This is a genomic window from Nocardia aurantia, from assembly GCF_009604425.1.
Taxonomy (GTDB): domain Bacteria; phylum Actinomycetota; class Actinomycetes; order Mycobacteriales; family Mycobacteriaceae; genus Nocardia; species Nocardia aurantia.
In genome coordinates, this window is the sequence record NZ_WEGI01000007.1 from 54,003 (window position 1) to 76,818 (window position 22,816).

General features: G+C 70.4%; 28 protein-coding genes and 1 pseudogene. 12 read left to right on the plus strand and 17 right to left on the minus strand.

The genetic code is table 11. The annotated features are described in order from the left end of the window. Nucleotides 1-320 precede the first annotated feature (320 nt). Nucleotides 321-1,517 (plus strand): alcohol dehydrogenase catalytic domain-containing protein, encoded by a 1,197-nt coding sequence (locus NRB56_RS16685; RefSeq protein WP_153343224.1) that lies wholly within the window; start codon nt 321-323, stop codon nt 1,515-1,517. 23 nt (nt 1,518-1,540) lie between these two features. Here NRB56_RS16685 and NRB56_RS38380 read toward each other — a convergent pair whose 3' ends face one another. Beyond that, nucleotides 1,541-1,678 carry a hypothetical protein gene (locus tag NRB56_RS38380; RefSeq protein WP_194290888.1) on the minus strand — a complete coding sequence of 46 codons (138 nt, stop codon included), beginning with the start codon at nt 1,676-1,678 and terminating at the stop codon, nt 1,541-1,543. 120 nt (nt 1,679-1,798) lie between these two features. Here NRB56_RS38380 and NRB56_RS16690 point away from each other — a divergent pair, with 120 nt between their 5' ends. The 7 genes and pseudogenes from NRB56_RS16690 to NRB56_RS16715 all read left to right on the plus strand — a co-directional run bounded on the left by NRB56_RS16690 (nt 1,799) and on the right by NRB56_RS16715 (nt 6,158). Beyond that, on the plus strand, nt 1,799-2,023 hold the full coding sequence (locus NRB56_RS16690; protein ID WP_153343739.1) for a DUF6480 family protein: 225 nt from the start codon (nt 1,799-1,801) through the stop codon (nt 2,021-2,023). A 33-nt stretch (nt 2,024-2,056) separates the two neighbouring features. Further along, on the plus strand, nt 2,057-2,671 hold the full coding sequence (locus NRB56_RS16695) for a flavodoxin family protein (RefSeq protein WP_319943093.1): 615 nt from the start codon (nt 2,057-2,059) through the stop codon (nt 2,669-2,671). Between the two features lie 20 nt (nt 2,672-2,691). Continuing rightward, nucleotides 2,692-2,915, plus strand: a pseudogene (locus NRB56_RS39035) (cytochrome ubiquinol oxidase subunit I); the annotation flags it as partial. A 136-nt stretch (nt 2,916-3,051) separates the two neighbouring features. Then, entirely contained in the window at nt 3,052-4,233 is a 1,182-nt protein-coding gene (locus tag NRB56_RS16700; RefSeq protein WP_153343226.1) for an AI-2E family transporter, read from the plus strand. Between the two features lie 41 nt (nt 4,234-4,274). Then, the gene (locus NRB56_RS16705) at nt 4,275-5,294 is read left to right on the plus strand and encodes an iron-containing redox enzyme family protein (protein ID WP_153343228.1); all 1,020 of its coding nucleotides are present in this window, start codon (nt 4,275-4,277) and stop codon (nt 5,292-5,294) included. Beyond that, nucleotides 5,291-5,941, plus strand: coding sequence for a methyltransferase (locus NRB56_RS16710; RefSeq protein WP_153343230.1), 651 nt, complete (start codon nt 5,291-5,293; stop codon nt 5,939-5,941). Before NRB56_RS16705 ends, NRB56_RS16710 begins: the two co-directional genes overlap by 4 nt. After that, a complete protein-coding gene (locus NRB56_RS16715) occupies nt 5,922-6,158 on the plus strand; it encodes a CDGSH iron-sulfur domain-containing protein (protein WP_406603490.1) in 237 nt (78 codons plus the stop codon). Before NRB56_RS16710 ends, NRB56_RS16715 begins: the two co-directional genes overlap by 20 nt. A 44-nt stretch (nt 6,159-6,202) precedes the next feature. On the opposite strand, the gene NRB56_RS16720 is transcribed toward NRB56_RS16715, so the two are convergent. The 4 genes from NRB56_RS16720 to NRB56_RS16735 are packed head-to-tail and all read right to left on the minus strand — an operon-like array spanning nt 6,203 to nt 10,168. Continuing rightward, nucleotides 6,203-7,021 carry a glycosyltransferase family 2 protein gene (locus tag NRB56_RS16720; RefSeq protein ID WP_153343231.1) on the minus strand — a complete coding sequence of 273 codons (819 nt, stop codon included), beginning with the start codon at nt 7,019-7,021 and terminating at the stop codon, nt 6,203-6,205. Beyond that, nucleotides 7,018-8,007: a glycosyltransferase gene (locus tag NRB56_RS16725; protein WP_153343233.1), complete on the minus strand. Its 990-nt coding sequence runs from the start codon at nt 8,005-8,007 to the stop codon at nt 7,018-7,020. Before NRB56_RS16725 ends, NRB56_RS16720 begins: the two co-directional genes overlap by 4 nt. Beyond that, the gene (locus tag NRB56_RS16730; protein ID WP_153343235.1) at nt 8,004-9,092 is read right to left on the minus strand and encodes a glycosyltransferase; all 1,089 of its coding nucleotides are present in this window, start codon (nt 9,090-9,092) and stop codon (nt 8,004-8,006) included. The genes NRB56_RS16725 and NRB56_RS16730 overlap by 4 nt, the downstream gene beginning before the upstream one ends. Next, on the minus strand, nt 9,089-10,168 hold the full coding sequence (locus NRB56_RS16735; protein WP_153343237.1) for a glycosyltransferase family protein: 1,080 nt from the start codon (nt 10,166-10,168) through the stop codon (nt 9,089-9,091). The genes NRB56_RS16730 and NRB56_RS16735 overlap by 4 nt, the downstream gene beginning before the upstream one ends. A 159-nt stretch (nt 10,169-10,327) precedes the next feature. On the opposite strand from NRB56_RS16735, the gene NRB56_RS16740 reads away from it, so the two are divergent. Together NRB56_RS16740 and NRB56_RS16745 are read left to right on the plus strand one after the other, a co-directional pair. After that, nucleotides 10,328-10,876, plus strand: coding sequence for a hemerythrin domain-containing protein (locus tag NRB56_RS16740; protein ID WP_153343239.1), 549 nt, complete (start codon nt 10,328-10,330; stop codon nt 10,874-10,876). A 66-nt stretch (nt 10,877-10,942) separates the two neighbouring features. Further along, nucleotides 10,943-12,022, plus strand: coding sequence for an NAD-dependent epimerase/dehydratase family protein (locus tag NRB56_RS16745; RefSeq protein ID WP_153343241.1), 1,080 nt, complete (start codon nt 10,943-10,945; stop codon nt 12,020-12,022). Nucleotides 12,023-12,074: 52 nt separating this feature from the next. On the opposite strand, the gene NRB56_RS16750 is transcribed toward NRB56_RS16745, so the two are convergent. After that, complete coding sequence (locus NRB56_RS16750) at nt 12,075-12,914, minus strand: sigma-70 family RNA polymerase sigma factor (RefSeq protein WP_194290889.1); 840 nt, start codon at nt 12,912-12,914, stop codon at nt 12,075-12,077. 298 nt (nt 12,915-13,212) lie between these two features. Here NRB56_RS16750 and NRB56_RS16755 point away from each other — a divergent pair, with 298 nt between their 5' ends. Continuing rightward, on the plus strand, nt 13,213-13,500 hold the full coding sequence (locus NRB56_RS16755) for a hypothetical protein (RefSeq protein WP_153343244.1): 288 nt from the start codon (nt 13,213-13,215) through the stop codon (nt 13,498-13,500). A gap of 92 nt (nt 13,501-13,592) precedes the next feature. Here the strand turns inward: NRB56_RS16755 and NRB56_RS16760 are convergent, their stop codons facing one another. The 8 genes from NRB56_RS16760 to NRB56_RS16795 all read right to left on the minus strand — a co-directional run bounded on the left by NRB56_RS16760 (nt 13,593) and on the right by NRB56_RS16795 (nt 19,030). Beyond that, on the minus strand, nt 13,593-13,922 hold the full coding sequence (locus NRB56_RS16760; protein WP_153343246.1) for a plasmid stabilization protein: 330 nt from the start codon (nt 13,920-13,922) through the stop codon (nt 13,593-13,595). A gap of 54 nt (nt 13,923-13,976) precedes the next feature. Continuing rightward, on the minus strand, nt 13,977-14,330 hold the full coding sequence (locus tag NRB56_RS16765) for a hypothetical protein (protein WP_153343247.1): 354 nt from the start codon (nt 14,328-14,330) through the stop codon (nt 13,977-13,979). 400 nt (nt 14,331-14,730) lie between these two features. Further along, the gene (locus NRB56_RS16770) at nt 14,731-15,147 is read right to left on the minus strand and encodes a hypothetical protein (RefSeq protein ID WP_153343249.1); all 417 of its coding nucleotides are present in this window, start codon (nt 15,145-15,147) and stop codon (nt 14,731-14,733) included. 88 nt (nt 15,148-15,235) lie between these two features. Next, nucleotides 15,236-15,673, minus strand: a complete 438-nt coding sequence (locus NRB56_RS16775; RefSeq protein WP_153343251.1) for a MarR family winged helix-turn-helix transcriptional regulator — start codon at nt 15,671-15,673, stop codon at nt 15,236-15,238. A gap of 50 nt (nt 15,674-15,723) precedes the next feature. Further along, entirely contained in the window at nt 15,724-16,683 is a 960-nt protein-coding gene (locus NRB56_RS16780) for an AraC family transcriptional regulator (RefSeq protein ID WP_153343253.1), read from the minus strand. Nucleotides 16,684-16,816: 133 nt separating this feature from the next. Then, nucleotides 16,817-17,656, minus strand: coding sequence for a sigma-70 family RNA polymerase sigma factor (locus NRB56_RS16785; RefSeq protein WP_153343255.1), 840 nt, complete (start codon nt 17,654-17,656; stop codon nt 16,817-16,819). Between the two features lie 121 nt (nt 17,657-17,777). Further along, nucleotides 17,778-18,869, minus strand: a complete 1,092-nt coding sequence (locus NRB56_RS16790) for an enolase C-terminal domain-like protein (protein WP_153343257.1) — start codon at nt 18,867-18,869, stop codon at nt 17,778-17,780. Then, on the minus strand, nt 18,866-19,030 hold the full coding sequence (locus NRB56_RS16795; protein ID WP_153343258.1) for a hypothetical protein: 165 nt from the start codon (nt 19,028-19,030) through the stop codon (nt 18,866-18,868). The genes NRB56_RS16790 and NRB56_RS16795 overlap by 4 nt, the downstream gene beginning before the upstream one ends. Before the next feature lie 137 nt (nt 19,031-19,167). Here NRB56_RS16795 and NRB56_RS16800 point away from each other — a divergent pair, with 137 nt between their 5' ends. Then, nucleotides 19,168-20,964 carry a thiamine pyrophosphate-requiring protein gene (locus NRB56_RS16800; RefSeq protein ID WP_153343260.1) on the plus strand — a complete coding sequence of 599 codons (1,797 nt, stop codon included), beginning with the start codon at nt 19,168-19,170 and terminating at the stop codon, nt 20,962-20,964. Between the two features lie 136 nt (nt 20,965-21,100). On the opposite strand, the gene NRB56_RS16805 is transcribed toward NRB56_RS16800, so the two are convergent. The 3 genes from NRB56_RS16805 to NRB56_RS16815 all read right to left on the minus strand — a co-directional run bounded on the left by NRB56_RS16805 (nt 21,101) and on the right by NRB56_RS16815 (nt 22,797). Then, nucleotides 21,101-22,075 (minus strand): TIGR03557 family F420-dependent LLM class oxidoreductase, encoded by a 975-nt coding sequence (locus tag NRB56_RS16805; protein ID WP_319943170.1) that lies wholly within the window; start codon nt 22,073-22,075, stop codon nt 21,101-21,103. A 30-nt stretch (nt 22,076-22,105) separates the two neighbouring features. After that, on the minus strand, nt 22,106-22,300 hold the full coding sequence (locus NRB56_RS16810) for a hypothetical protein (RefSeq protein ID WP_153343264.1): 195 nt from the start codon (nt 22,298-22,300) through the stop codon (nt 22,106-22,108). 191 nt (nt 22,301-22,491) lie between these two features. Then, nucleotides 22,492-22,797, minus strand: a complete 306-nt coding sequence (locus NRB56_RS16815) for a hypothetical protein (protein ID WP_153343266.1) — start codon at nt 22,795-22,797, stop codon at nt 22,492-22,494. Nucleotides 22,798-22,816: the final 19 nt, after the last annotated feature.

The following is a 22,816-nucleotide window of genomic DNA, read 5'->3' on the forward strand; positions in this document are numbered from 1 at the left end:
TCGGGGGTTCGGGTCGCGGATCCGGCGGCGGTGTCGGCGGGATCGGGTCGGGCGCCGGCGGGAACGGTGTTCCCGCGGCGAGGGGACGAACGAGTTCCAGTGACTGCACGATTCCTCCGAAATGCGGATCGCAGATTTCCGACGCCGCCGTGCTACCCCCGGAATCGGGGGTCAATCGCGCGTACCGCCGCGGGTGCGCATCGTGTCCGATCGGATACGCGGCGGCGATCGGCCGGATTGAGGATCGGTCACGGGGTAACCGGCCCGGTGTGGACCCGGCGTCCACGGCAACGAGGCAGCGAGCGGAAGGAACCGGTGGGATGAAAGCCGTGACATGGCAGGGCCGCGGTGCGGTGTCCGTCGAGGAGGTTCCCGACCCGCGGATCGAGGCGCCCACCGACGCCGTCGTGCGGGTGACCTCCACCGCGATCTGCGGTTCGGATCTGCATCTGTACGAACTGCTGGGCGCGTACATGGACCCGGGCGACGTGCTCGGGCACGAACCGATCGGCATCGTGGAGGAGGTCGGTCCGGAGGTGACGACGCTCGCCCCCGGCGACCGGGTGGTGATCCCGTTCCAGATCAGCTGCGGCGGGTGCTACATGTGCTCGGCGGGGCTGCCGACCCAGTGCGAGACCACCCAGGCTCGCGAATACGGTAGCGGCGCGGCCCTTTTCGGATACTCGAAACTGTACGGGCAGGTGCCGGGCGCGCAGGCGGAACTACTGCGGGTGCCGTACGCGGACGCCACGCACGTCAAGGTGCCGCACGGTCCCGCCGACGACCGGTTCCTGTTCCTGTCCGATGTGCTGCCCACCGCGTGGCAGGCGGTCGAGTACGCGGCGGTGCCGGAGGGCGGATCGGTCACCGTGCTCGGGCTCGGGCCGATCGGCGATATGGCCTGCCGCATCGCACTGCACCGCGGGCTGCGGGTGATCGGCGTCGACCGGGTACCGGAACGGCTGGCCCGGGTCGCCGCACGCGGCGCCGAGGTGATCGACCTCACGACGGCGCAGCAGCCGGTCGGCGACATGGTGCGGGAACTGACCGACGGCCGCGGCACCGACGCGGTGATCGACGCGGTGGGGATGGAGGCGCACGGCTCGCCGGTCGCCGCGCTGGCCCAGCGGTCGGCGGGATTCCTGCCGGACGGCTTGGCGCGCAAGGTTTTCGACAACGCCGGCGTGGATCGGATGGCCGCCCTGCACAGTGCCATCGACATCGTGCGGCGCGGCGGCACCCTCTCCGTGGTCGGCGTGTACGGCGGGATGATGGACCCGTTGCCGATGCGGATCCTGTTCGACAAGCAGATCCAGGTCCGGATGGGGCAGGCGAACGTCACGCACTGGGTCCCGCAGATCCTGCCGCTGCTCGGTGACGACGACCCGCTCGGCGTGGATACCTTTGCGACGCATCGGCTTCCGCTGGCGGCCGCGCCCGACGCCTATCGGATGTTCCAGCACAAATCGGACGGCGCGGTGAAGGTCGTCCTGGATCCCGCCGCCGCGCTGACCTGAACCGGCCTGCCCCGGCCCTCGGGTCAGATGTCGTCGACGGTGCGTTGTCCCTCGTTGCCGGTGATAGGTTCCGGTTCGTGGTTGCGTCCCGATTGCCGGCGCCGGATCACCACGATGGCGACGGCGATCGGGATCACGATCAGTACCAGCAGTAGCTCCATGCGCGGCGGTTACCCACATCCCCGCGTCCCACCGCGCCCCGGTTGCCCGATTGACGCCGGAACGGCCGGGTAACCGCCGCGCATGAACAGGCGAAACGACGGGAGGTGAGCACTGTGTCGATGGATCCCGACCCGCACCGCGTGCCCGATCTCGAACCGGGCGGCGGCGTCCGGCCCGGCAGTACTCCGCCGGACACCGCGCAGACCTCGGGGTTGTCCGCGCCCGAACCACGCACCCGGCGGCATTTCCCGCCGACCGGCATCGCCGTGATCGCCGCCGTGGTGGTGCTGGTCGCGGTGTTCGTGGCCGTCGCGGTCGCGTTGATCTGGATGATCGTCAGCTAGCCGAACGGGATTCGGCGGAAGAGGAGCAAGCACGTGTCAGATTCTCTGACGGCGGTCGCGCTGGTGTGCACGCTGAAGAGTTCCCCGGCGAGGTCGAGCAGTGAGTTGATCGCGCGCCAGTTGCTGAACGGATTCGCCGGTCACGGCGTCGACGGCGACCTCATCCGGGTCGCGGACCATGATGTCCGGCCGGGCGTGCGGATCGATGAAGGGGACGGGGATCAGTGGCCGGGGATCCGGGAACGGGTCCGGGCCGCCGACATCCTGGTGCTGTCCACGCCGGTCTGGCTGGGGCACATGTCGTCGGTGGCGCAGCGGGTGCTGGAACGGCTGGACGCCGAACTGTCGGAGACCGACGACGAGGGCCGGCCGAGCATGCTGGGCAAGGTGGCGACCGTGGCGGTGGTCGGCAACGAGGACGGCGCGCACAAGGTGATCGCCGACGTGTTCCAGGGACTCGACGACATCGGGTTCACCATCCCGGCCCAGGGCTCCACCTATTGGAACGGTGAGGCGATGCAGGCCGTCGATTATCAGGATCTGGACGCGACGCCCGAGGCGATCGCGTCCGCCACCGAGGCCGCCGCGCGGAACGCCGTGCATCTGGCCCGGCTGCTCCGCGGGGCGCAGTACCCCGGATACTCCTAGGAGAGAGTGCGGGCCTCGCCGTCGGTGCCGGCCCGCAGTTCCTCTCGTCGGAACAGCTCAACCAGCTGTTCACCGTCTTCGGATTCGCGAATTGTGTTCTGCCGCTATGGATCGGCGCACCCGACGTGGCGTTCCCGCGGGTCGACGTGCTCGCCGGCTGTACTCGTTCGGTACGACGACGGCCACGGCCGGGTTCGTAACTCCAGACGGCGCAGCGGATTTCGGGTGGCCCTCCGAGCGCCCCGCCTTCGAGTTGCACTCCCGCACATGGTGGAACGGATGCGGGCCGAATCACATGCGGGCCGCCACTGGAGTCCGGTGTCGATGCGATCGGCGTGGGTATTGCCGCCGTGCCGGATGCCGGGTTTACGAGGGTGGACATGAACGACAGCGAACACAACGAATGGGTGGGGCAGCCGCATCCCGCGGGGGAGCCGGAACCGATCACCGCCGCGGAGGCGAAGGCGGCCGAGATCAGTGGGCCGGATCATCCGCTCGGCACGCCGGGACGGCGGTTCGATCGGCGGTCGCCGTTCATGATCGGAGTCGCGGGGGCGGCGGGGGTGCTGGCGACCGTGTGCGCGGTGAAGACGGTGTTCGCCGCGCACGAGGCGTTGTTGCTGGTCGTCGCCGCGCTGTTCCTGGCGATCGGGATGGAGCCGGCGGTGTCGTGGCTGGCCCGGCACAGGATCGGGCGCGGGTTGGCGGTCACGCTGGTGCTGCTGGTGATCGTCGGCGCGCTCGCCGGTTTCCTGGTGGCGGTGATCACGCCGCTGGTGGATCAGGGGCAGGCGCTGGTCGACCACGCACCCGATCGCCTGAAGCAACTGGAGAATTCCTATCCGGCCTTCGGATCGGCCGCCGAGAAACTCCATCTCGACGAGAAGATCCGCCAGGCGATCGATACGAAATCCGCCGATCTGACCCACGGGCTGGTCGGTGCGGGCAAGGTCGTATTCGGCGCGATCACGAGCACGGTGGTCGTCTGCGTGCTCACCGCCTATTTCTCGGCCTGTTTCCCGAGTTTGCGGGCCAATCTGTACCGGCTGTTCCCGCAGGATCGCCGGCCGCGGGCGATCCTGATCGGCGACGCGATCTTCGCCAAGGTCGGCGGTTATGTGCTCGGGAATCTGCTGATCTCGCTGATCACCGGGGTGCTGACGTTCATCTGGCTGGCAGTGTTCGGGGTGCCGTATCCGCTGGTGCTCGCGGTGCTCGTCGCCGTGCTCGATCTGATCCCGCTGGTGGGGTCCACACTGGCCGGGATCGTCATCGCGGTGGTGGCGCTGACGGTGTCGATGCCGGTGTGCCTGGCGACCGTGGGCTTCTTCATCGTGCTGCGGCTGGTCGAGGATTACCTGCTCGGGCCCCGGATCATGGGCCGCACGGTGGCGGTGCCCGGGGTGGTCACCGTCGTGGCGGTGTTGATCGGCGGATCGCTGCTCGGCGTGCTGGGCGCGCTGCTGGCGATTCCGCTCGCCGCCGCGGTGTTGCTGCTGGTCGAGGAAATCGTCTTTCCGGGTCTGGACAAGCGGCGGCCGGCCGAGGCCACGACGCCGTGAGCGGGGTGTGTCGGCGGCTGTCGGGCGGGTAGTCGGGCGATATGTCGACGATTGCACCGATTTCGCTACCCACTCCGCGCGGACCGCTGTCGGCCGCGGTCGAGGCATTGTTGCGGGACGGCTCGGAACCCGGCGATGTCGCCGTCGCGGACGCCGATCCCTATGGGGACGATCTGCATCTCGCCCTGCACATGTGTTACGAATTGCATTATCACGGTTTCGCGGCGGTGGATCCGGAACGGGAATGGGATATCCGGGTGCTGGCGTTCCGGGCCCGGCTGGAGCGGCGATTCCTCGACGCGTTGCGCCGGGACGTGGCCGGTGGCGCCGATCTGGATCGGGAATTGGCCGCGCTGTTGTCCGAACCGGCCGAGCCCACAGGTGTCGGCGTCTTCCTGGAACAGGACGGGCAGTGGTGGCAGGTCCGCGAATATTTCGCGCACCGCTCGATCTATCACCTCAAGGAGGCGGATCCGTACGCCTGGGTGATTCCCCGGCTGCGCGGGACGGCCAAGGCGGCACTGGTCGCGGTGGAATTCGACGAATTCGGCGGCGGGCACGGCGAGCGGGTGCATTCCCGGCTGTTCGCCGATCTGCTCGCCGGAGCCGGACTGGACTCCGGTTATCTGGGTTATCTGGATATCGTTCCGGCACCCATGCTCGCGCTGGTGAACATGATGTCGCTGTTCGGATTGCACCGGCGCTGGCGGGGCGCGCTGATCGGGCATTTCGCGTCCGTCGAGATCACCTCCTCCCCGGCGTCGAAACGCATGGCCGACACCCTGCGCCGCATGGACGCCGACCCGGCCTGTGTGCGGTTCTACACCGAGCATGTCGAGGCGGACGCCGTCCACGAGCAGGTCATGCGGGAGGTGATCGCCGATCTGTTGCGGCAACATCCCGAGCTCATCGATTCCGTGGTTTTCGGAATCCAGGCGACCGAATTGCTGGAGGGCCGGGTGGAGCGGCAATTACTCGACAATTGGGCGGCCGATCGCAGTTCGTTGCGCGCATCACTGGCCGCGGTGAATTCCGCGCCGGCGGGTAGTCGACGATCATGATCGTGTTTCGTGCGCCGGGCGTCTACCGGCCACAGTCGGATACCGAGATGTTGCTGCGAGCCGTGGGGGCTGCCGTACCGGAGGGGGGCCGGGTCCTGGATGTGGGTACCGGATCCGGTGCGCTCACCGTCGCCGCGCTGCGGTCCGGCGCCGGACGGGTGACCGCGATGGACATCTCCCGCCGCGCACTGCTGTCGGCGCGGCTGAACAGCCTGCGGTGGTGGGGCCGAGTCGAGTTGCTGCACGGCGACATTCGTCTCGTGCACCCGCGCGGTCGCTACGACCTGGTGCTCGCCAATCCGCCCTACGTACCCGCCTGCGCCGCCGACGACATCCGCCGCGACGCGCGGGCCTGGGCGGCCGGTCCGACCGGGCGCTCGGTGCTGGACCCGCTGTGCCGGTTGCTGCCGCGGCTGCTGCGGGAATCGGGCACCGGGCTGATCGTGCAGTCCGCACTCGCGGATCCCGATCGGACGGTCGAGATGCTCACCGACGGCGGACTGGACGCGGCGGTGGCCGCCCGCAGCACCATCGCCTTCGGGCCGGTGCTGCGTTCCCGGTCGAAGTGGTTGCAGGCGACCGGGCTGATCGAACCCGGCCAGCGTGCCGAGGAATTGGTGGTGATCCGTGCCGGCCACGCCCGATGAATCGCCCACCACCGAGGACGCCACTCGCCGCCGGGTGTCGATGACCGCCGGCGGGCCGATCCTGATCGAGGGGCCGATTCGGCTGACCGCCGCCGACGGTCGCGAAATCTGTTGCGACCGTTTCCTCGTCGCGATCTGCACCTGCCACCGGTCGGGGATCTATCCGTTGTGCGACACCAGCCATCGCCGCCGGCGCCGGGTCGATCCGGACAGCTGAGGCGGATGCCCGCTCCGCGTCGATCGGGCGGCGCGGGATGCGACTCATCTGGGTACCCAGCCGGTTTCGCCGCCGACGTGGTCGACGAGACCGGCGTCGGCGAAGCCATCCAGCCAGCCGCGCATCGGCCAGACGCCCCAGCGGCGGTGGAATCGGCGCGCGTTGACGAGGATGTCGTGCAGATGTTCGGTCGGGGGGTCCGAGACCGGGTGGTACTGGTGGTAGGCATGGGCGCCCCCCACCCAGAGCAGGCGGGCGCCCGAAGCCGCGGCCCGGTAGGCGAAATCGGTGTCCTCGGCGCCGTAACCACGGTAGCCGGAATCGAATCCGCCGATCGCGCGCCAGGAGTCGGCGGTGACCGCGAACGACAGCGACCAGAACAGGTCGAAATTCGTTTCGTCCCACAGGATGTGGTCCGGCGGCGCCGGGCGGGCCGGATGCGGATCGCGATATCGCGGCAGCGCGGTGAGGTCGTAGCCCGTGGCCGGTGGCGGTGGCAGGTAGGTGACCGGGCCGCACAGCAGCGCGGTTCGATCCGGGATGCGCTGTGCCGCGGCCTGATAGCGGCCGATCAAGGCCGGATCGGGCAGGCAGTCGACGTCGAGGAAGATCAGCAGTTCGGCGTGCGCGTCCAGTGCGGCCAGCGCACCGCGATTGCGGGCGGCGGCCAGCGGTAGCGGCGGTCCGGCCGGCACGAAGACGCTGGTGGCCGGCCGATCCCGCACGGCCGCAACCACTTCCGGGTCGCCCATCGCGACGACGATGTGTTCGTCGGGGGTGTGCGGGCTGTGCGACAGGGCGATGATCTGGTTGCGCAGGTGGCGTATGCGGCCCGCGGCGAGCGTGATGACGGCGGTTCTCATCCGCGGTCGGCGACCGCGGCGATGGTGGCGGCGGCCCGGTCGGGGGCGCCCCGGACTTCCCAGCGGGCCCATCCTTCGCCGCCGAGGGTCAGGGCCCGGTCGATCAAGGCGGGCCATCGGCCGGGCGGCGGCCAGTGCGGGACGGTCACCGCCAGTCCGGCCGCGGCGACGGCGTGGGCCGTGGCGTGCTGTTCGCCGAACGGGCGCGCGGCGGGGATCAGGACGGCCGGTTTTCCGGCGGCCGCGATGTCGGCGACCGCGCCCTGTCCGGCATGGGCGACAACCAGATCCGCGTCACACAGCCGAGGCCACGGGTCGGCGGTCCAGGACTCCAGGCCGAGCGTCTGCCACCGACAGCCAGGTACGCGTTCGGCGGTGTCGCGGACCGTCGCGGCGGTGAATTCGGACCCGCCGCGGCCGGACAGCACGAGGATGGTGGGTTCGGCTGTGCGACAGCGGGTTCCGGATGCCGGGCGGGTGGAGTAGCGGCTGATGCCGCCGACGTATCCGGTCTTGTGCCGATGGGCGCCGAGCCATTCGGGCCGGTACAGCGGTCCGGGCCACGCGGCAATGATGGCGTCCGAGATCCGGTGTACCAGAACATGAGCCGGATCGGTCCGCTCGCCGGGCAGCGCGACGGTGACCACCGGGATCCCGTGCAACCGGGCCAGCAACGCGACCTCCACGGAGACATCGGCGACCAGCGCCGCGGGCCGCTCGGCCGCGATCCATGCCGACAGCGCGGCCATCCGGGTGCGCAGGCCGTCGTCGCGGCGCGGTACCCAGTGCAGCGCGCCATCGGCCGAGACGTCGGTGACCGTGCCGGCCTCGTCGTCCGCCGGCAGGGTGACGACGGCGGCGAACGGTTCGGCCGGCACATCCGGCAACGAGGTCAGCACGGTCACGGGGCGGCTCAGCCGGGCGCAGATCGCCTGTGCCCGAGCCAGATGCCCGCGGCCCTGATGATGGATGTAGTAGCCGATCATCGCAATTCCGGTACGGCGGTATCGATCAGCCGGCGGTAGCGGTCCAGATAAGCCTCGACCATGGTCACCTGGTCGCAGGCGGTCTCGGCGTGCCGCCGGGCAGCGCGGCGCCGCAGTCCGGCCGCGACCGGTACGGCGGCGGCCATCGCGGCGGTGTCACCCGCGGGTACCAGGCACCCGCACGTCTCGTCGACGATCTCCGGGATGCCACCGCGGGCGAACGCCACCACCGGGGTGCCGCACGCCAGCGCCTCGGCGACCACCAGGCCGTAGGGTTCGTCCCACTGCGGAGTGATCAGCGCGACGGCACAGGATCCGATCAGGCGGGCGAGCCGGTCGCTGCGCAGATGACCGTGATAGACCACCGCCGGGTCGAGCGCCGGCCGGATGAATCGGTCGAAATAGGGCCGGTCGTGGATCGGTCCCGCCAGATGCAGCCGCCGACCGGCCCGCCGGGCCACGTCGATCGCCAGATGCGGCGCCTTCTCCGGGGTGATCCGGCCGGACCACACCAGGTCGTCACCACCGTCGCCGACAGGCCAGCATCGGGTGTCGATGCCGTTGCCGACGATGCCGATGTCGCCGACCGCGTGCCGCCACGCCGCCGCGGTGTACCGGCTGACGGCGGCGAATTCCGAGCCGTGCCCGCCGGTGATGTGCAGCGCGGATTCCAGCCAGGGCGTGGGCGGGGTGTGCAGCGTGGTCAGCATCGGAACCGTCAGCGCCGGCGCCATCGCCAGCGGCAGGTAGTGCAGGCTGTGATTGTGGACGACGTCGAACGAGGCCGCGCCCGACGAGATCAGATCGACCATCAGGCCCAGATAGGCGTGGTGATCGATCAGGAACTGGGGCGATGGCATCGAAATGTCCTGCACCGCAGCGGTACTCAGTGTCAGATCGCGCACGGCGATACTGTCCGCACCGCTACCGGGATCCGAACCCGGGGCGGCGAACAGCGTGACCCGATGACCGCGATCGCGCAGGGCCCGGGCCAGCAGCCACACGTGCGCCTCCAGGCCGCCCGCGAACGGCTGCGCGATCGGGTGACTGTTGGAGGCGACCAGGGCGATCCGCAGGCCGCTCATCGGTCGAGCGCGCGTTCGTAGAGCCGGCGGTGCGCGGCGGCCAGCCCGATCCGCTCGGCCCGGCGGGCCGGCCAGGTCGCGCGCGGGATATGCTGCTCCGCAGGCAGATTCAGCACCGCCTCGGTCAGTGAATCCGAGTCCAAGCCGTTCTCGTCGCAGCCGAAGACGCCACAGGGCCGCTGCTGGTGGTAGAAACCGCAACTCGGGGCCAGCACCGCCGTGCCGAGATCGTGACAGGCCTCGAGCCATCCGGAATGGGTACCGAACCGGTACGGCAGCACCGACACTGTGAGCGCGGACAGGTACCGCCACAGTTCGTCGTCGTCGAAATAGGGATGGATGAGCAGCCGGACACCCGGCAGTCGCGCGCGGGCGCACAATGCCGCCACCATATCCGGGTTGTACCAATGATTCTCGGGATCGAGCAGTTCGTCGTGGACGTCGACGCGCAGCGTGGTGGCGGGCAGTTCCGGGACCAGCCGCGCGAGGGTGTCGATGATCGGCAGGGGATCCATGTTGGCGCGCAGGCTTTTCACGTGGATGCCGATCACGACGTCGGCGCGCGCCGGTCGTGGCGCACGGATCAGGTTGGGCCGCACCACATGTGGGTGCGGCAGCACATGTGCGGTACGTCCCCAGCGTTCGGCGATCAGCCGCGCCGCGCCCGCGGTCAGGGTGATCACCTCATCGGCCGCGGGCACCAGGATGTCGAGTTGCGCGCGATGGGCGGCCGGGTCCCGGTGGTGCGGGTTGCGCAGGTCGTGCACGGTGTACAGCAACGGTTTCCCGTGCGCGCGCAGTTCGCCGACGATGTCGGCCAGCAGCTCCGGGGCGAGCGCGTCGAATCCGAAATGCACGTGGAAGACGTCGAATTCCTTGTGGTTGCGGCGAATCCAGCCCGGATCGAGCATCAGCGGCGGCCACCAGCCACCGGGCACCGTGCGACCGTCGGCGGGCACCGGATCCGGCAGCCGGATCACGTCGTGGTGACCATCGGGTGCCGACAGATGCCGGACATAGACGTGGGAGGCGGGCACGGAGGCCACCCGGAGCGGTGCCGGGTGTACAGAGATCATGTGCGGCGGCTACCCGCTGAACGGCGATTATTCGCCGGGGGAGCCCGGTGGTCGGATGGCCGGACGAATTCGCGGATCGGATCGGAATCCGCGAGTGACACCGCCGGTCCTGGGTAGTCGCGTCTGCGAAGTCCGCTTTCGACCGTAGAGAGGAATTCGATGACCATCAGCGCCGACACCGACGTGGTCGACCTGCTCCTGCGGCAGCACCGGCAGGTCGAGGATCTGCTCGAGCAGATCCCGGCGGCCCGCGGAAAAGCCAAACAGGAGCGTTTCCGGGAGCTGGTCCGCCTGCTGGCGATCCACGAGAGTGCCGAGGAACAATTCGTCCATCCCGCCGCCCGCCGGACGACCGCCGGTCACGCCGTCGTCGATCGACGGCTGGCGGAGGAGAAGGCGGCGAAACACGTACTGGCCGAATTGCACGATCTCGGCGTCGACCACGCCGATTTCGACGAGAAATTCGGCGCGTTCGCGAATTCGGTTCGCGCGCACGCCGAAAACGAGGAGAACGAGGAATTCCCGGCACTGCGCGCCGCGAATTCACCGGAGGAATTGCATCGCATGGCCGAACGGGTGGAAATGGCGGAGAAGCTCGCGCCGACCCGCCCGCATCCGAACGCCGGCGAATCGGCGACGGCGAACTTGCTGACCGGTCCGCCGCTGGCGGTGTTCGACCGGATTCGGGACGCGCTGCGGCATTCCTGACCCGCTGCATCCGGTGCCGGTGTGCGCCGGGCACCGGTATCCGGACCGTGAGACGGAGGTCGAGACATGCGTGTGGTCGTGGTGGGAGCAACCGGCAACATCGGCAGCCGGGTGGTCACGGAGCTGTCGGCGTTGCCCGGGACGACGGTCGTCGGCCTGGCGCGGCGACGACCCACCGGCACCGTCGCCCCGGACAACGTCGAATGGGTGACCGCCGATATCCGCCGGGACGAACTGCGCCCCCGTTTCGCCGATGCCGATGCCGTCGTGCACCTCGCGTGGCTGTTCCAGCCCACCCATCGGCCGATGGTCACCTGGGACGCCAACGTGATCGGGACGTCGCGGGTCCTGGCGGCGGTCGCCGAGGCCCATGTACCGGTGCTGATGTGCGCGTCGTCCGTCGCCGCGTACTCGCCCGCGGTCGACGATCGGCCGGTGGACGAGAGCTGGCCGACGCACGGCTGGTCCGCGGCGGCCTATACCCGGGAGAAGGCGTACGTCGAGCGGCTGCTCGACATCCACGAACGGGAGCATCCCGGCCTCCGGCTGGTCCGGATTCGTCCCGCGTTCGTGTTCCAGCACGCGGCCGCGGCTGCGCAGCGGCGGTTGTTCGCAGGTCCGCTGTTGCCCAATCGTGTTCTGCGCCGCCATGTTCCGCCGGTCCTGCCGGTTCCCGCCGGCCTGCGGTTCCAGGCCGTGCACACCGCGGACATCGGCCGGGCGTTCGCGCTCGCGGTGACCTCGGGCGCGCACGGTGCGTTCAATCTGGCGGCCGATCCCGTGATCACCCCCGCCGCGCTCGGCGAGCTGCTCGGGGCCCGTACCGTCACGGTGCCGCCGGGCGCGGTCCGCGGCGCCCTCGCGCTCGGCTGGCGACTGCGGCTACTGCCCGCGCCGGCCGACCTGTTCGAGGCGATGATGCATCTGCCGGTCATGAGTACGGAACGGGCCCGGCGCGAACTCGGCTGGACCCCGCGCATCGGCGCGACGGACGCGCTCGCGGACATGCTCACCGGGCTGCGAGGCGGCGACGGTGGTGAGACGCCACCGCTGCGCGCGGACGCCGGCGGCCGCTTCCGGTTCCGCGAATTCGCCTCCGGCGTCGGCGGCAGCGATCCCGTGGACCGCTGGGCACACGCCGACTGAGCACGGTCGAGTAGTTCGCCCCGGCGCGGTCAGGACAGGTCGCTCGACGCGGTCAGGACAGGTCACTCGGTTCCGTGGCACCGACGTCGGCGAGCGCGTTGTCACGCAGGTCGCCGAGGATGCGGGCGAGGATGCGGGACACCTTGACCTGGGACATGCCCAGCATCTCGCCGATCTGCTGCTGGGACAGCCGCGCGTAGAAGCGCAGAATCAGGACGTGCCGGTCGTCGGGGGACAGGGTGCCCAGATGGGGTGCGACGGCCAGGGCGTCCTCCAGCATCCGGTATCCGTCCTCGTCGACGGCGAGCGTGCCGCCGGCGGGCAGCGGGCCGATACCCTCGTCGTCGGCGGCGAACGCCTCGAGGGATTCGGTGCGGTAGCAGTAGGCGCCGAGGGCCGCCGCGTCGACGTCGTCGGCGGTGATCTCGAGGTCGTCGGCGAGGTCCTCGCGGGTCGGGGTGCGGCGCAACTGCTGGGCCAGCCGCGGGGTGGCGGTGGTGATCTTCTGCTGCAGGTCCTGTAGCCGGCGCGGGACCCGGACCGTCCAGCCGTAGTCGCGGAAGTAGCGCCGCAGTTCGCCGGTGACGGTGGGGATGGCGAAGGCGAGGAAGGAGTCGCCGCGCACGGGGTCGTAGCGATCGACGGCCAGCACCAGCCCGACGCGCGCGACCTGCTGCAGGTCGTCGAAGGATTGGCCGCGGCCGCGGTAGCGGGCGGCCAGATGGTCGGCCAGCGGCAGGCAGCGGTCGAGGATGCCCGCACGTAACCTGGCCCGATCCGGATGGCCCCACGGCATACTGTGCAGGGCGATCAGATCGGGTTCGAGGTGATCGTAGGGGTCGCGGCCGCGGGCTGGATGTGCGGCCGGGCCCTCGTTACGTCCGGTGTTCATATGACCGGGAATCCCTTCTCCGGCCGATCGGGCCGCACCCTGCCGATCACGAGAATGCGGAGTTGCCGCAGGGTCGTGCACGATCGGGAGGCGCTGCGGACCGGTGCGAGAGCTCGGCCGGCCCCGAGGCATCGGCTGACTGTTCAACCGGCTCCACCAGCATGGCACCCGGCGGCACGCCGGTGGGACATCGCAACGATCTCGTGTCCTGCGCTGTTCGCATGGGTGCGCCGGGCCGGGGTACCTCGCGCACGTGATCGAACGTCCGAGCTTGTTCGGCCCCGAGAGAGGTGACCGGATGAACATCCACCCGGGTATGCGTCTGATGCGCACGACCACGGACGGAGTAGCCGATATCGTGCTCGTTCACGCGGTCCGATACGGGCCGTTGCCGTACGCGGAGATCTCGGACGAGCCCGACGGAAATCGTCGCTCGATCCTGCTCGCCGAGCTGGAACGGCAGTTCCCCGAACCGGTGGAGCCCGGCTCCACGATCGCCGGCGGGCCGGTCACTCCGGTCCCACCGCCGCCGCGTCGGCGGCGTCCGCCCGCCCGGCGGATGGTCCGGGTCCAGCGCCGCCGTTGAGGCGGCCGCCGATTCCGCGGACCAGCGCGGAATCGGCCGGGCGAGACGAGGCCGGTCGGTGGAGATTCCACCGACCGGCCTCGTTCGTGGTGTCAGCGCCCGAGCGCGCGGGCCAGTTCGCCCTTGGTCATCTTCGATCGGCCCTCGATGTTGCGCTGCCGGGCCTCGTTGTAGAGCTGATCGCGGGTCGGGCCCTTGGGCCGGTCGGTGCCCGAGCGCTGGCCACCGCGCCGCTGCGGCGACATGTCCTGCGTCGAGCTGCGACTCGCGGTCTTGGATTCGCCGCTCTGGGCACGATTCTTGTTCACCGTCCGGGCCGCGATCTCCTTCGCGCGACGGGTGCTCGCCCCGCGATCCTCCGCGGAATCCTTGATGTGCTCGTACTGACGCTCACGCTTGTCACTCCATTGCTGCTGGGGCATGCTTTCCTCCGTTCGGTCGAAACTGCTTGCCTACGAGGGTTTTTCGGTCACCGGTCACGACTCGTCCACGCCCTCCGGCCCGTCCGCGGAGATGCCCAGTTCCTCGCGGTAGCGGCGGGCGCCGGCATCGTCGTCCGGTGCGGCTGCGGGAGCACTGCCGACGTCGGGGGTCTCCTCGGCGAGCCGGTCGCCGAGCGGGCGCGGATGCGCCTGTTCGTACGGCGTGGTGCCGTAGCGGTCGACGCCGACGGGGTGTTCCGGCGGATCCATGGCCTGTTCCAGCGGATCGGCGCCGAGGCTGTCCTCGTCGAGATCCTCGGCGCTGCTCAGCGAGGCCGGGTCGGTTTCCACCGCGTCCGGGGAACCGGTGTCCTGCGGCGGGTCCCAGGTGCCTTCCGAATCCGGCATGGTCGTTCCTTTCCGGCTTCAACTGGTGTTCATCGGTGCGCGGCGTCCAGGGGTGGGCGTGGGGTCAGCCGTCGCAGTACCCACTCCGCACCGGGGCATTCGCCGGGCAACGCCGGCATCCGCCGGCCGCCGCCCTCGGTGAGGCACCAGTGGCCCCGGCCGCAATCGCACTCGTAGTACCCGCGGGCCAGGGCGTTCTGACCCGGGCGGCATCGCAATACCTCTCGAATCTCCGGCATGCCCGGCGACTACCCGCCGCGCGCGCCACCACCCGCCACGCGGCGCTGTCGTTTCCGGAATGTCATGCCGCACTCGGGGCGCACCCGGCCGCCCGCCGGGCGATCGCCGGGTGCCGCTCACGATCCGCGGCGCACGGCCGTGGCGGGAATCGTGCGTGCCGTCACAGTGCGCCGAGGACGGCGACGATGTCACGGTGGTTGAGGTAGACCAGGATTCGGAGATCGTCGTCGTCGCGGCGGATCAGGTAGGTGGATTCGAGCCGGACGGGCTCGGCGCCGGCGCGGGGAGTGTCCCAGTCGGTCGTCACGAGGACGTGGTGCTCGTCCAGGTCGAGCTGGGCGGAGGCGACGCAGACCGCGTGGCCCAGGCCGGCGGATTCGAACAGGCGGCGGCGCATGGGCAGGGAGGCGACGAGCGCTTCGCGGGTGACCACGGTCGCCCGGTTCGGATCCGTGGTGAGGAATTGCTCGGCGAACGGCCTGCCTTGATCGGATTCCGTTGTGGCGTTGGCTTTTTCGAATTCGGTGAGGAATGCGGCGAGGTCGGGATCCAGTGGCTTCCAGGTAGCGGTGATCACTGCGGCTGCTTTCTCGCGGGAAGGCGGCGCCGGACGCCCGGCACCGGCACCCACGGTAATTACCTAACCCGGATTAGACAAATGGGGATCACAGCAGGCCGGCCACCTTGTCGAGCACGGGCAGGGCGGCGGTGAGCGCCGCGCGCTCGGTCTCGTCGAGGTCGTCGCGGAGGACCGCGTGCAGGCGGCCGACGACGGCCTCGTTGCGATTCCGCAGGCCCCGGCGGCCGGACTCGGTGATGGTGACCACCACGCGACGGCCGTCGGCCGGGTCGCGGGTCCGCTCGACCAGGCCCAGTTCCTCGAGGTGGCGCAGGACGGCGGCGATCGCGGGGGTGGTGACCTCCTCGTCCGAGGACAGCGATCCCGGCGAGGCCGGGCCGTCGCGGTCCAGCCGGTGCAGGACGGCCAGTTCGAGGAATGCCACGCCCTCGTCGGCGTCGACCACGAGCCGGCGGATCCGGCGCGCCAACCGGCCGGTCACCAGGCGTAGTTCCCGGGCGGCCCCCGCATCGTCCATCACCATGGGGTCAATCTAGGGCCGCACGATCGCGCAGTCGGCGCGGGCCCGGTTGCCTAGTTGTGGAGGTCGGGTAGGTCCGGGCGGTCGCCGAGGGTGGCGCCGGGTGAGCGGCCGTAGTGCCGCCGGTACAGGGCGGCGAAGCGGCCGGGGTGGCCGAATCCCCATTCGGTCGCGATCGCGGAGACGGTCGCGCCGTCACCGTCGGTCAGCTGCTCGTGGGCGCCCTGCAATCGCAGGCGGGCCAGGTGCGCCATCGGGGTGGTCCCCAGATGGCGGCGGAAGGCCAGTTGCAGGGCGCGCACCGACACGTACGCGGCCGCGGCGATGTCGGCCACCGCGATGTCGTCGTGCACGCGCCCTTCCATGTACGCCAGCGCTCGGCGCAGGGCGGCGGGATGCGCGTCGACCCGGTCGATCGACGTGAGCTCCGCCGACGCGGTGTTCGGGAACGCGTCCAGCACGCTGGCGGCGAGAAACTGGGTGGCGGTCGCCGCCACCAGGGGCGGTACCCGGCCCTCGTAGTCGGCGGTGAGTTGCCGGAGGTGTGCGAGCGTCCCGGCGAGCCGCCGGCCGGCCGCGGCCGAGACGGGACGATAACCGGTCAGCTCGACCGGCTTGCCGCCCTCGATGTCGGCGACCCGGGCGAGGTTGGCCGGATCGAACATGGTGATGGTGTAGCGCGAGGTGTGGATCACTCCCGAATAGGGCAGATCCGGCGGGGTCAGGATGCCGATGTCACCGGGTTCGAAATGATCGGTGCCGATATCGTGGTAGTTCTCCTCGACCCAGCCGGTTTCGACCTCGCACAGGCAGATCTTGCCCAGCGGATCGGCGTCGTAGCTCATGTCGAAGCCGAATTCGAGCCGGTCGAGGCTCACCTCACCGAGCCGCTCCCGGCTGACCGTGCTGCGCACCGGACCCGCCTTCTCGTTGCCGATCCGCATGGTGGTGTAGTTCCGGTTCAGGAACTCCTCGGTCGCCGCCAGGCTGGTGCTGTCGAACTCGATGGTCATGCCAGTTGCGCTCCTCGCTGCCCGGGGACCCGAACCGGACGGACATCGTGCACGCTTCCCTTCCACACCTTAGCTCGAATACCCATTCGAGCCGGGGGTACTCCCGGGCTGTGCCGCGCGACACGGGAAGCGGTCAGGCCGGGATGCCACCGGCCGGTTCCGGCTCGGCGGCAGCCCCCGCGCGCAGTTGCTGGAGGATGCGCAGCAGCATGCGGCACACGGTCATCTGGGACACACCGAGGCGGTCGCCGATCTGTTGCTGGGACAACCGGGTGGCGAAGCGCAAGCGCAGCAGGTCGAGTTCGGCGGGCGTCAGGTCGCGCAGGTGCGGGGCGACGGCGAGGGCGTCCTCGACGAGTTCGTAGCTGCTCTCGGTGACGGCGAGCGAACCGTCCCGGGGCGACGGCGGATCGTCGTCCAGGTCGAGCAGCAGGTCCAGGGATTCGGTGCGGTAGCAGCGCGAGCCGAGCATCGCCTCCTCGACGGCCGCGACCGGCACGCCGAGATCGGCGGCGAGATCCTCGCGGGTCGGCATCCGGTGCAACTGTTGCGCGAGTCGGCCGGTGGCGGCGGCGATCCGCTGCTGCATCTCCTTCACCCGGCGGGGGACGTGCACGGTCCAGCCGCAGTCGCGGAAGAAGCGGCGCAACTCGCCGGTGATGGTCGGGATCGCGAAGGCCAGGAACGGTGTTCCGAGATTCGGATCGTAGCGATCGACGGCCAGCACGGCCCCGAGCCGCGCGACCTGCCGCAGATCGTCGAAACCCTGACCGCGGCCGGTGTAGCGGGAGGCCAGGTGGTCGGCCAGCGGCAGGCAGCGGTCGATGAGCCGGTCGCGCAGCGCGGCCCGGACGGGATCGCCGGGATCGAGGCCGTGCAGGACGGCCAGCTCGGGTTCCAGATGGTCGTACGGGTCGCCGCCCCGTTCGCGCCGATGACGCGAGGCCGGGGCGTCCGAACAGCGGATGCTCATGCCGGTCCCTTCGTCGCAGTACCGGATCCCACGCGTCCCCGAGCATGGCATCACCGGTACGTCGCCGTGGACCTGTCGTGATCGTTTCGTTCGGATCCGGAGACGGTCCCGAGAGCGGCGGTCAGATCCGGAACTCCGCGGCGCTGGCGGCGAGGGTCATGCCGTGGCCGCAGTCGCCGTGTTCGCCCGCGCGGGGCAGCAGGCCGTCGGTGACCTCGGGGGTGCCGTCGACCAGCAGCGGCTCCAGGCGCGCGTGATCGATGAACCATTCCACGTGCCGGAGGTTGGGCACGGCGGCGGCGACCGGGGCGTGCAGCGCGGGGGCGCAATGGGCGGACACCTCGAGGCCGTGCGCGGCGGCGAGCGCGGCGCATTCCAGGAATCCGGTGTAGCCACCGCAGCGGGTGACGTCCAGTTGCAGGCAGTCCACCGCGTCGAGCAGGGTCGCGGCGCTCATCGGATCGGAGACGTATTCGCCTGCGGCGACATCACATTCGACGCCCTCGCGGACCGCCGTCAGGCCGGCGTGGTCGTCGCTGCGCACCGGCTCCTCGAACCAGGTGACCCCCAGTTCGTCCAGCGCGACCCCGACCCGGCGGGCGTGCCCGGTGGGGTAGGCGCCGTTGGCGTCGACCATGAGTTCCGCGCGGCCGGTGACCAGGTCGGTGGCCCGGACCAGCCGGTCCAGGTCGCGGGCGGTCTCGCGGCCGATCTCGATCTTGACCGCCGTGCAGCCGGCGGTCAGCCAGGAGGTGATCTGTTCCTCGAGCGCCTCGTCGGGCAGATTGGTGAAACCGCCGGAACCGTAGACCGGCGTCGCGGCGCGCACGCTGCCCATCAGGTGCGCGAGCGAGGTGTCCAGCAGCCGCGCCTTCAGATCCCACAACGCGATGTCGACGGCGCTGAGCGCCTGCGCGACCACTCCGGTGGTGCCGAAATTACGGCAGGCCCGGCGCATTTCGAGCCGGCACTGCGCGATGTCCCAGGGTGGGCGGCCCACCAGGATCGGCAGCAGCTCGTCCCGGATGATCGCGGCCGCCGCCGGGGTGCTGTAGGTCCAGCCGAGTCCGGTGCGGCCGCCGGCCTCGAGCCGCACGGTGACGGCGGTGGTCGAGGTCCAGGCCAGGGTGCCGTCGGCCTCCGGGCCGGGCGTCGGAAACCGGTACACCGCAACGGAACCCGGCTCCTCGAGGCGAAGCTCGCGCGAGATCATCGGGTACCTCCGGCATCGAGTACGGTCACGTCGGCGCCGGTGGCGGGCGGCAGTTCGCGTTCGGAGCCGGGGATCGCGTGCCGATGGCGGTGCGGCCGCGTCGGCACCGGGTCCGGCAGATCGGCGGGCCGCGCGGGCGATACCGAATCGGAACGTGTCATGACCTGGCCCTTCGTGCGACGTTTATCCGGAATGTGCGGCGACTACCCCGTCCGGACCGGCGCACACACCGTGATTGGGTCCGGAGCGCCCGGGTATCCGGCCGCCGACACGAGCAACGGACCGGACGGGAGACGGAATGGCACAGCAAGTGGGCGACTATGTCCTGCAGCGCTTGCGGGAGTGGGGGGTCCGGCAGGTCTTCGGCTACCCCGGCGACGGCATCAACGGACTCATCGCGGCCTTCGGCCGGGCCGCGGGCGAGGGTCCGGCCTTCGTCCAGGCGCGGCACGAGGAGATGGCGGCGTTCGAGGCGACCGGCTACGCGAAGTTCAGCGGCGAGGTCGGCGTGTGCGCGGCGACGTCCGGTCCGGGCGCGATCCATCTGCTGAACGGGTTGTACGACGCCAAACTGGATCACGTGCCGGTGGTGGCGATCGTCGGCCAGACCGCGCGCAGCGCGATGGGCGGCAGCTATCAGCAGGAGGTCGATCTCCAGGCGCTGTTCAAGGATGTGGCCAGCGAGTATCTCGTCGAGGTGAACGTCGCCAGCCAGCTGCCCAACGCGCTGGACCGCGCGTTCCGGATCGCCCGCACCCGCCGCGCGCCGACGGCGGTGATCATCCCGTCGGATCTGCAGGAGGAGCCGTACCAGCCGCCGGAGCACGCCTTCAAGCAGGTGCCGTCGAGTCCGCCGCAGGTGATGCATCCGACGGTGGTGCCCGCGCGGTCGGAGATCGAGCGGGCCGCCGCGGTACTCAACGCCGGATCCAAGGTGGCGATCCTGATCGGTCAGGGCGCGCGCAACGCCGCGGACCTCGTGGTGGAGGTCGCGGACCTCACCGGGGCCGGCGTGGCGAAGGCGTTGCTGGGCAAGGACGTGCTCGCCGACGACCTGCCGTTCGTGACCGGATCGATCGGATTGCTGGGCACCCGGCCCAGTTACGAGATGATGCGCGACTGCGACACGCTGCTGATGATCGGCTCGAGCTTCCCCTACACCCAGTTCCTGCCCGATCTGGATCAGGCGCGGGCCGTGCAGATCGATATCGACGGCGGCATGATCGGCATGCGCTACCCGGCCGAGGTGTCCCTGCTCGGTGATGCGAAAGCCACTCTGACGGAACTGATTCCGCTGCTGACCGGTAAATCGGACGGTACCTGGCGCGAGACGATCGAGTCGAATGTCAAGCGCTGGTGGGACACCGTCGAGCGGCAGTCGATGCTGGCGGCGAAGCCGGTCAATCCGATGCGGGTGGTGTGGGAGCTGTCCCGCTGCGTTCCCGAGAACGCCATCATCACCGCCGATTCCGGTTCGTCCACGAACTGGTACGCCCGCTGCCTGCGGTTCCGCGGCCGGATGCGCGGCTCGTTGTCGGGCACGCTGGCCACCATGGGCCCGGCTGTGCCGTACGCCATCGGCGCGAAGTTCGCCCATCCGGACCGGCCGGCGGTCGCCCTGGTCGGCGACGGCGCGATGCAGATGAACGGCCTGGCCGAGCTGATGACCATCGCGCGCTACCGCGACCGGTGGAGCGATCCGCGGCTGGTGATCTGCGTGTTCCACAACAACGATCTCAACCAGGTCACCTGGGAGCTGCGCGCGATGGGCGGCGCGCCGAAATTCGAAGAGTCCCAGTCGCTTCCGGACATCTCGTACGCGGACGCCGCACGCGGTCTCGGCGTGCCGTCGATCGCGGTCGATCATCCGGATCAGCTCGCCGACGCCTGGGCGCGGGCCTTCGCCGCCGACGGGCCGATGCTGCTGGATGTGCGCTGCGATCCGGAGGTCCCGCCGATCCCGCCGCACGCCACCTGGGATCAGCTGGAGTCGACCGCGCAGGCCGTCCTGAAGGGCGACCCCGACGCCTGGCATCTGATGCTGCAGGGCGCGAAAACCAAGGCGCAGGAGTTCGTTTCGGCCGTCCGGCGCTGACGGAGGCACCGGCTGCCGGTACCAGGACCCGGTGCCGGCCGTCGGGACCGGCAACCGGCACAGCCCACGGGCCCGGCTCGCCCGGCAGGTCGAATCCGTGGCCCGGGCATGAGCTCATGCCCGGGCCACGGGACGGTCAGCCGGCCGCGGCGGCGGCCGATCCCAGCCGGGCGCGCAGTTCGTCCCGGTAGAAGTCGATGAAGCCGTCCGGGTCGGGGCCGGCGTTCTGCAGCACCAGACGGTCGAATCCGGCGTCGCGATATTCCTGGACGGCCCGGACGTAGTCGTCCGGCACACTGCCACAGGTGAACGCGCCGCGGATATCGTCGGGGCGGACCGTGGCCGAGGCGGCGGCGAAGTTGGCCGGGTTGGGCAGTTCGCTCATCACCTTCCAGCCGGTGACGGCCCAGCGGGAGGTCTCCAGGGCCGCCGCCACCGCGGCCTCCTCGTCGGGCGCCCAGGCGACGGGGACCTCCGCATAGCGCGGGCCGCGGCCGCCGGAGCTCTGATAGTGCTCGACGATGTCGGGTTTCGGTTCGGTGGCGAACAGCCCGTCGCCCAGTTCGGCGGCGAGCCGGGCCGCGGCGGGACCGCCCGCGGCGACGGCGACGACCGGCAGCTCGTCGGGCAGGTCGAAGATCCGCGCGTCCGACAGTTGCAGGTATTCGCCCTGATAGGACTGATAGCCGCCGCGCCACAGCAATCGGATGATCTCCAGCGCCTCGCGCAGCATCCGATGCCGCACCCGGACGGCGTCCGGGAATCCGGTGCCCACCACATGTTCGTTGAGCCGCTCGCCGGAGCCGATGCCGAGGGTGAACCGGCCCTCGGAGACCAGCGCCAGCGTGGCCGCGGCCTGCGCGACGATGGCCGGGTGGTACCGGACGGTCGGGCAGGTGACGCCGGTGGCCAGGCCGATCCGCTCGGTCTTCGCGGCGATCGCGCCGAGTACGGTCCAGGCGAACGGCGAATGGCCCTGGTTGTCCAGCCAGGGATGGAAGTGGTCGCTGATCTCGACGAAGTCGAAGCCGGCCGCTTCCGCGCGCACCGCCTGCCGGATCAGTTCCGCGGGCCCGAAACCCTCCGCCGCCAGCTTGTATCCGATCTGCACAGTGGTCTCCTCGGGGTCGATGGTCATCGTTCAGCCGTCGGCGGACAGCAGTACCGACAATTCGAGCGGGAGTGCGTGGACGAGCGCGACCGCGTCGTCCGGCGGTGTGCGGTCCGATATTTCGAGAATCAGGTCGGGAGAATGCCCGGCGCGCAGCGGGATTCGAGTTGTCCAGCTGCCCTCGGCGACCCGCCGCCGGCCGCGCCGGTCCACCGCAACCGCCACTGCCCGGCCCGCGCTCGCCAGACCCCGCCGTCGTCGTGGTGCACCGAGCAGGCCCGCGAAGACGGCGTCGCCGTCCCGGCCGGGCAGGCATATCCAGGAGATGTCCCGCCGCGCCCGACCAGCGCCACGCTAGCCGCCGGCCGGGAACGCGTAGCCGCGCAAAATATGTCGTGATCGAGCCGCGGCGCGGGTCAATGCCCCTGCCGGTCGGGTTCGGCTGCGCTGGTGCGGCGGCCCTCGATCACCAGCCAGGTCACCCCGGCGACGAGGCAGACCGCGCAGATGATCCCGGCGACGATCGACCAGCCCGCGAAGCCGTACCCGGCGGCGGTCAGCGCCGTGCCCAGGGCCACCACGCCGAGGAAGCACAGGACCAGGGCGGGGACGTTCTTGTTGTCCTCGAGACCCTGGCCGGCGTGGGTCCGGGTGGGCTCGGCCCGGCGGGACCGGTACGAGCCGGGAATCCTGGCGAAGGGTCGTGCGTCGGGTCGCGTCATGATCGATGTCCTTCCGTGT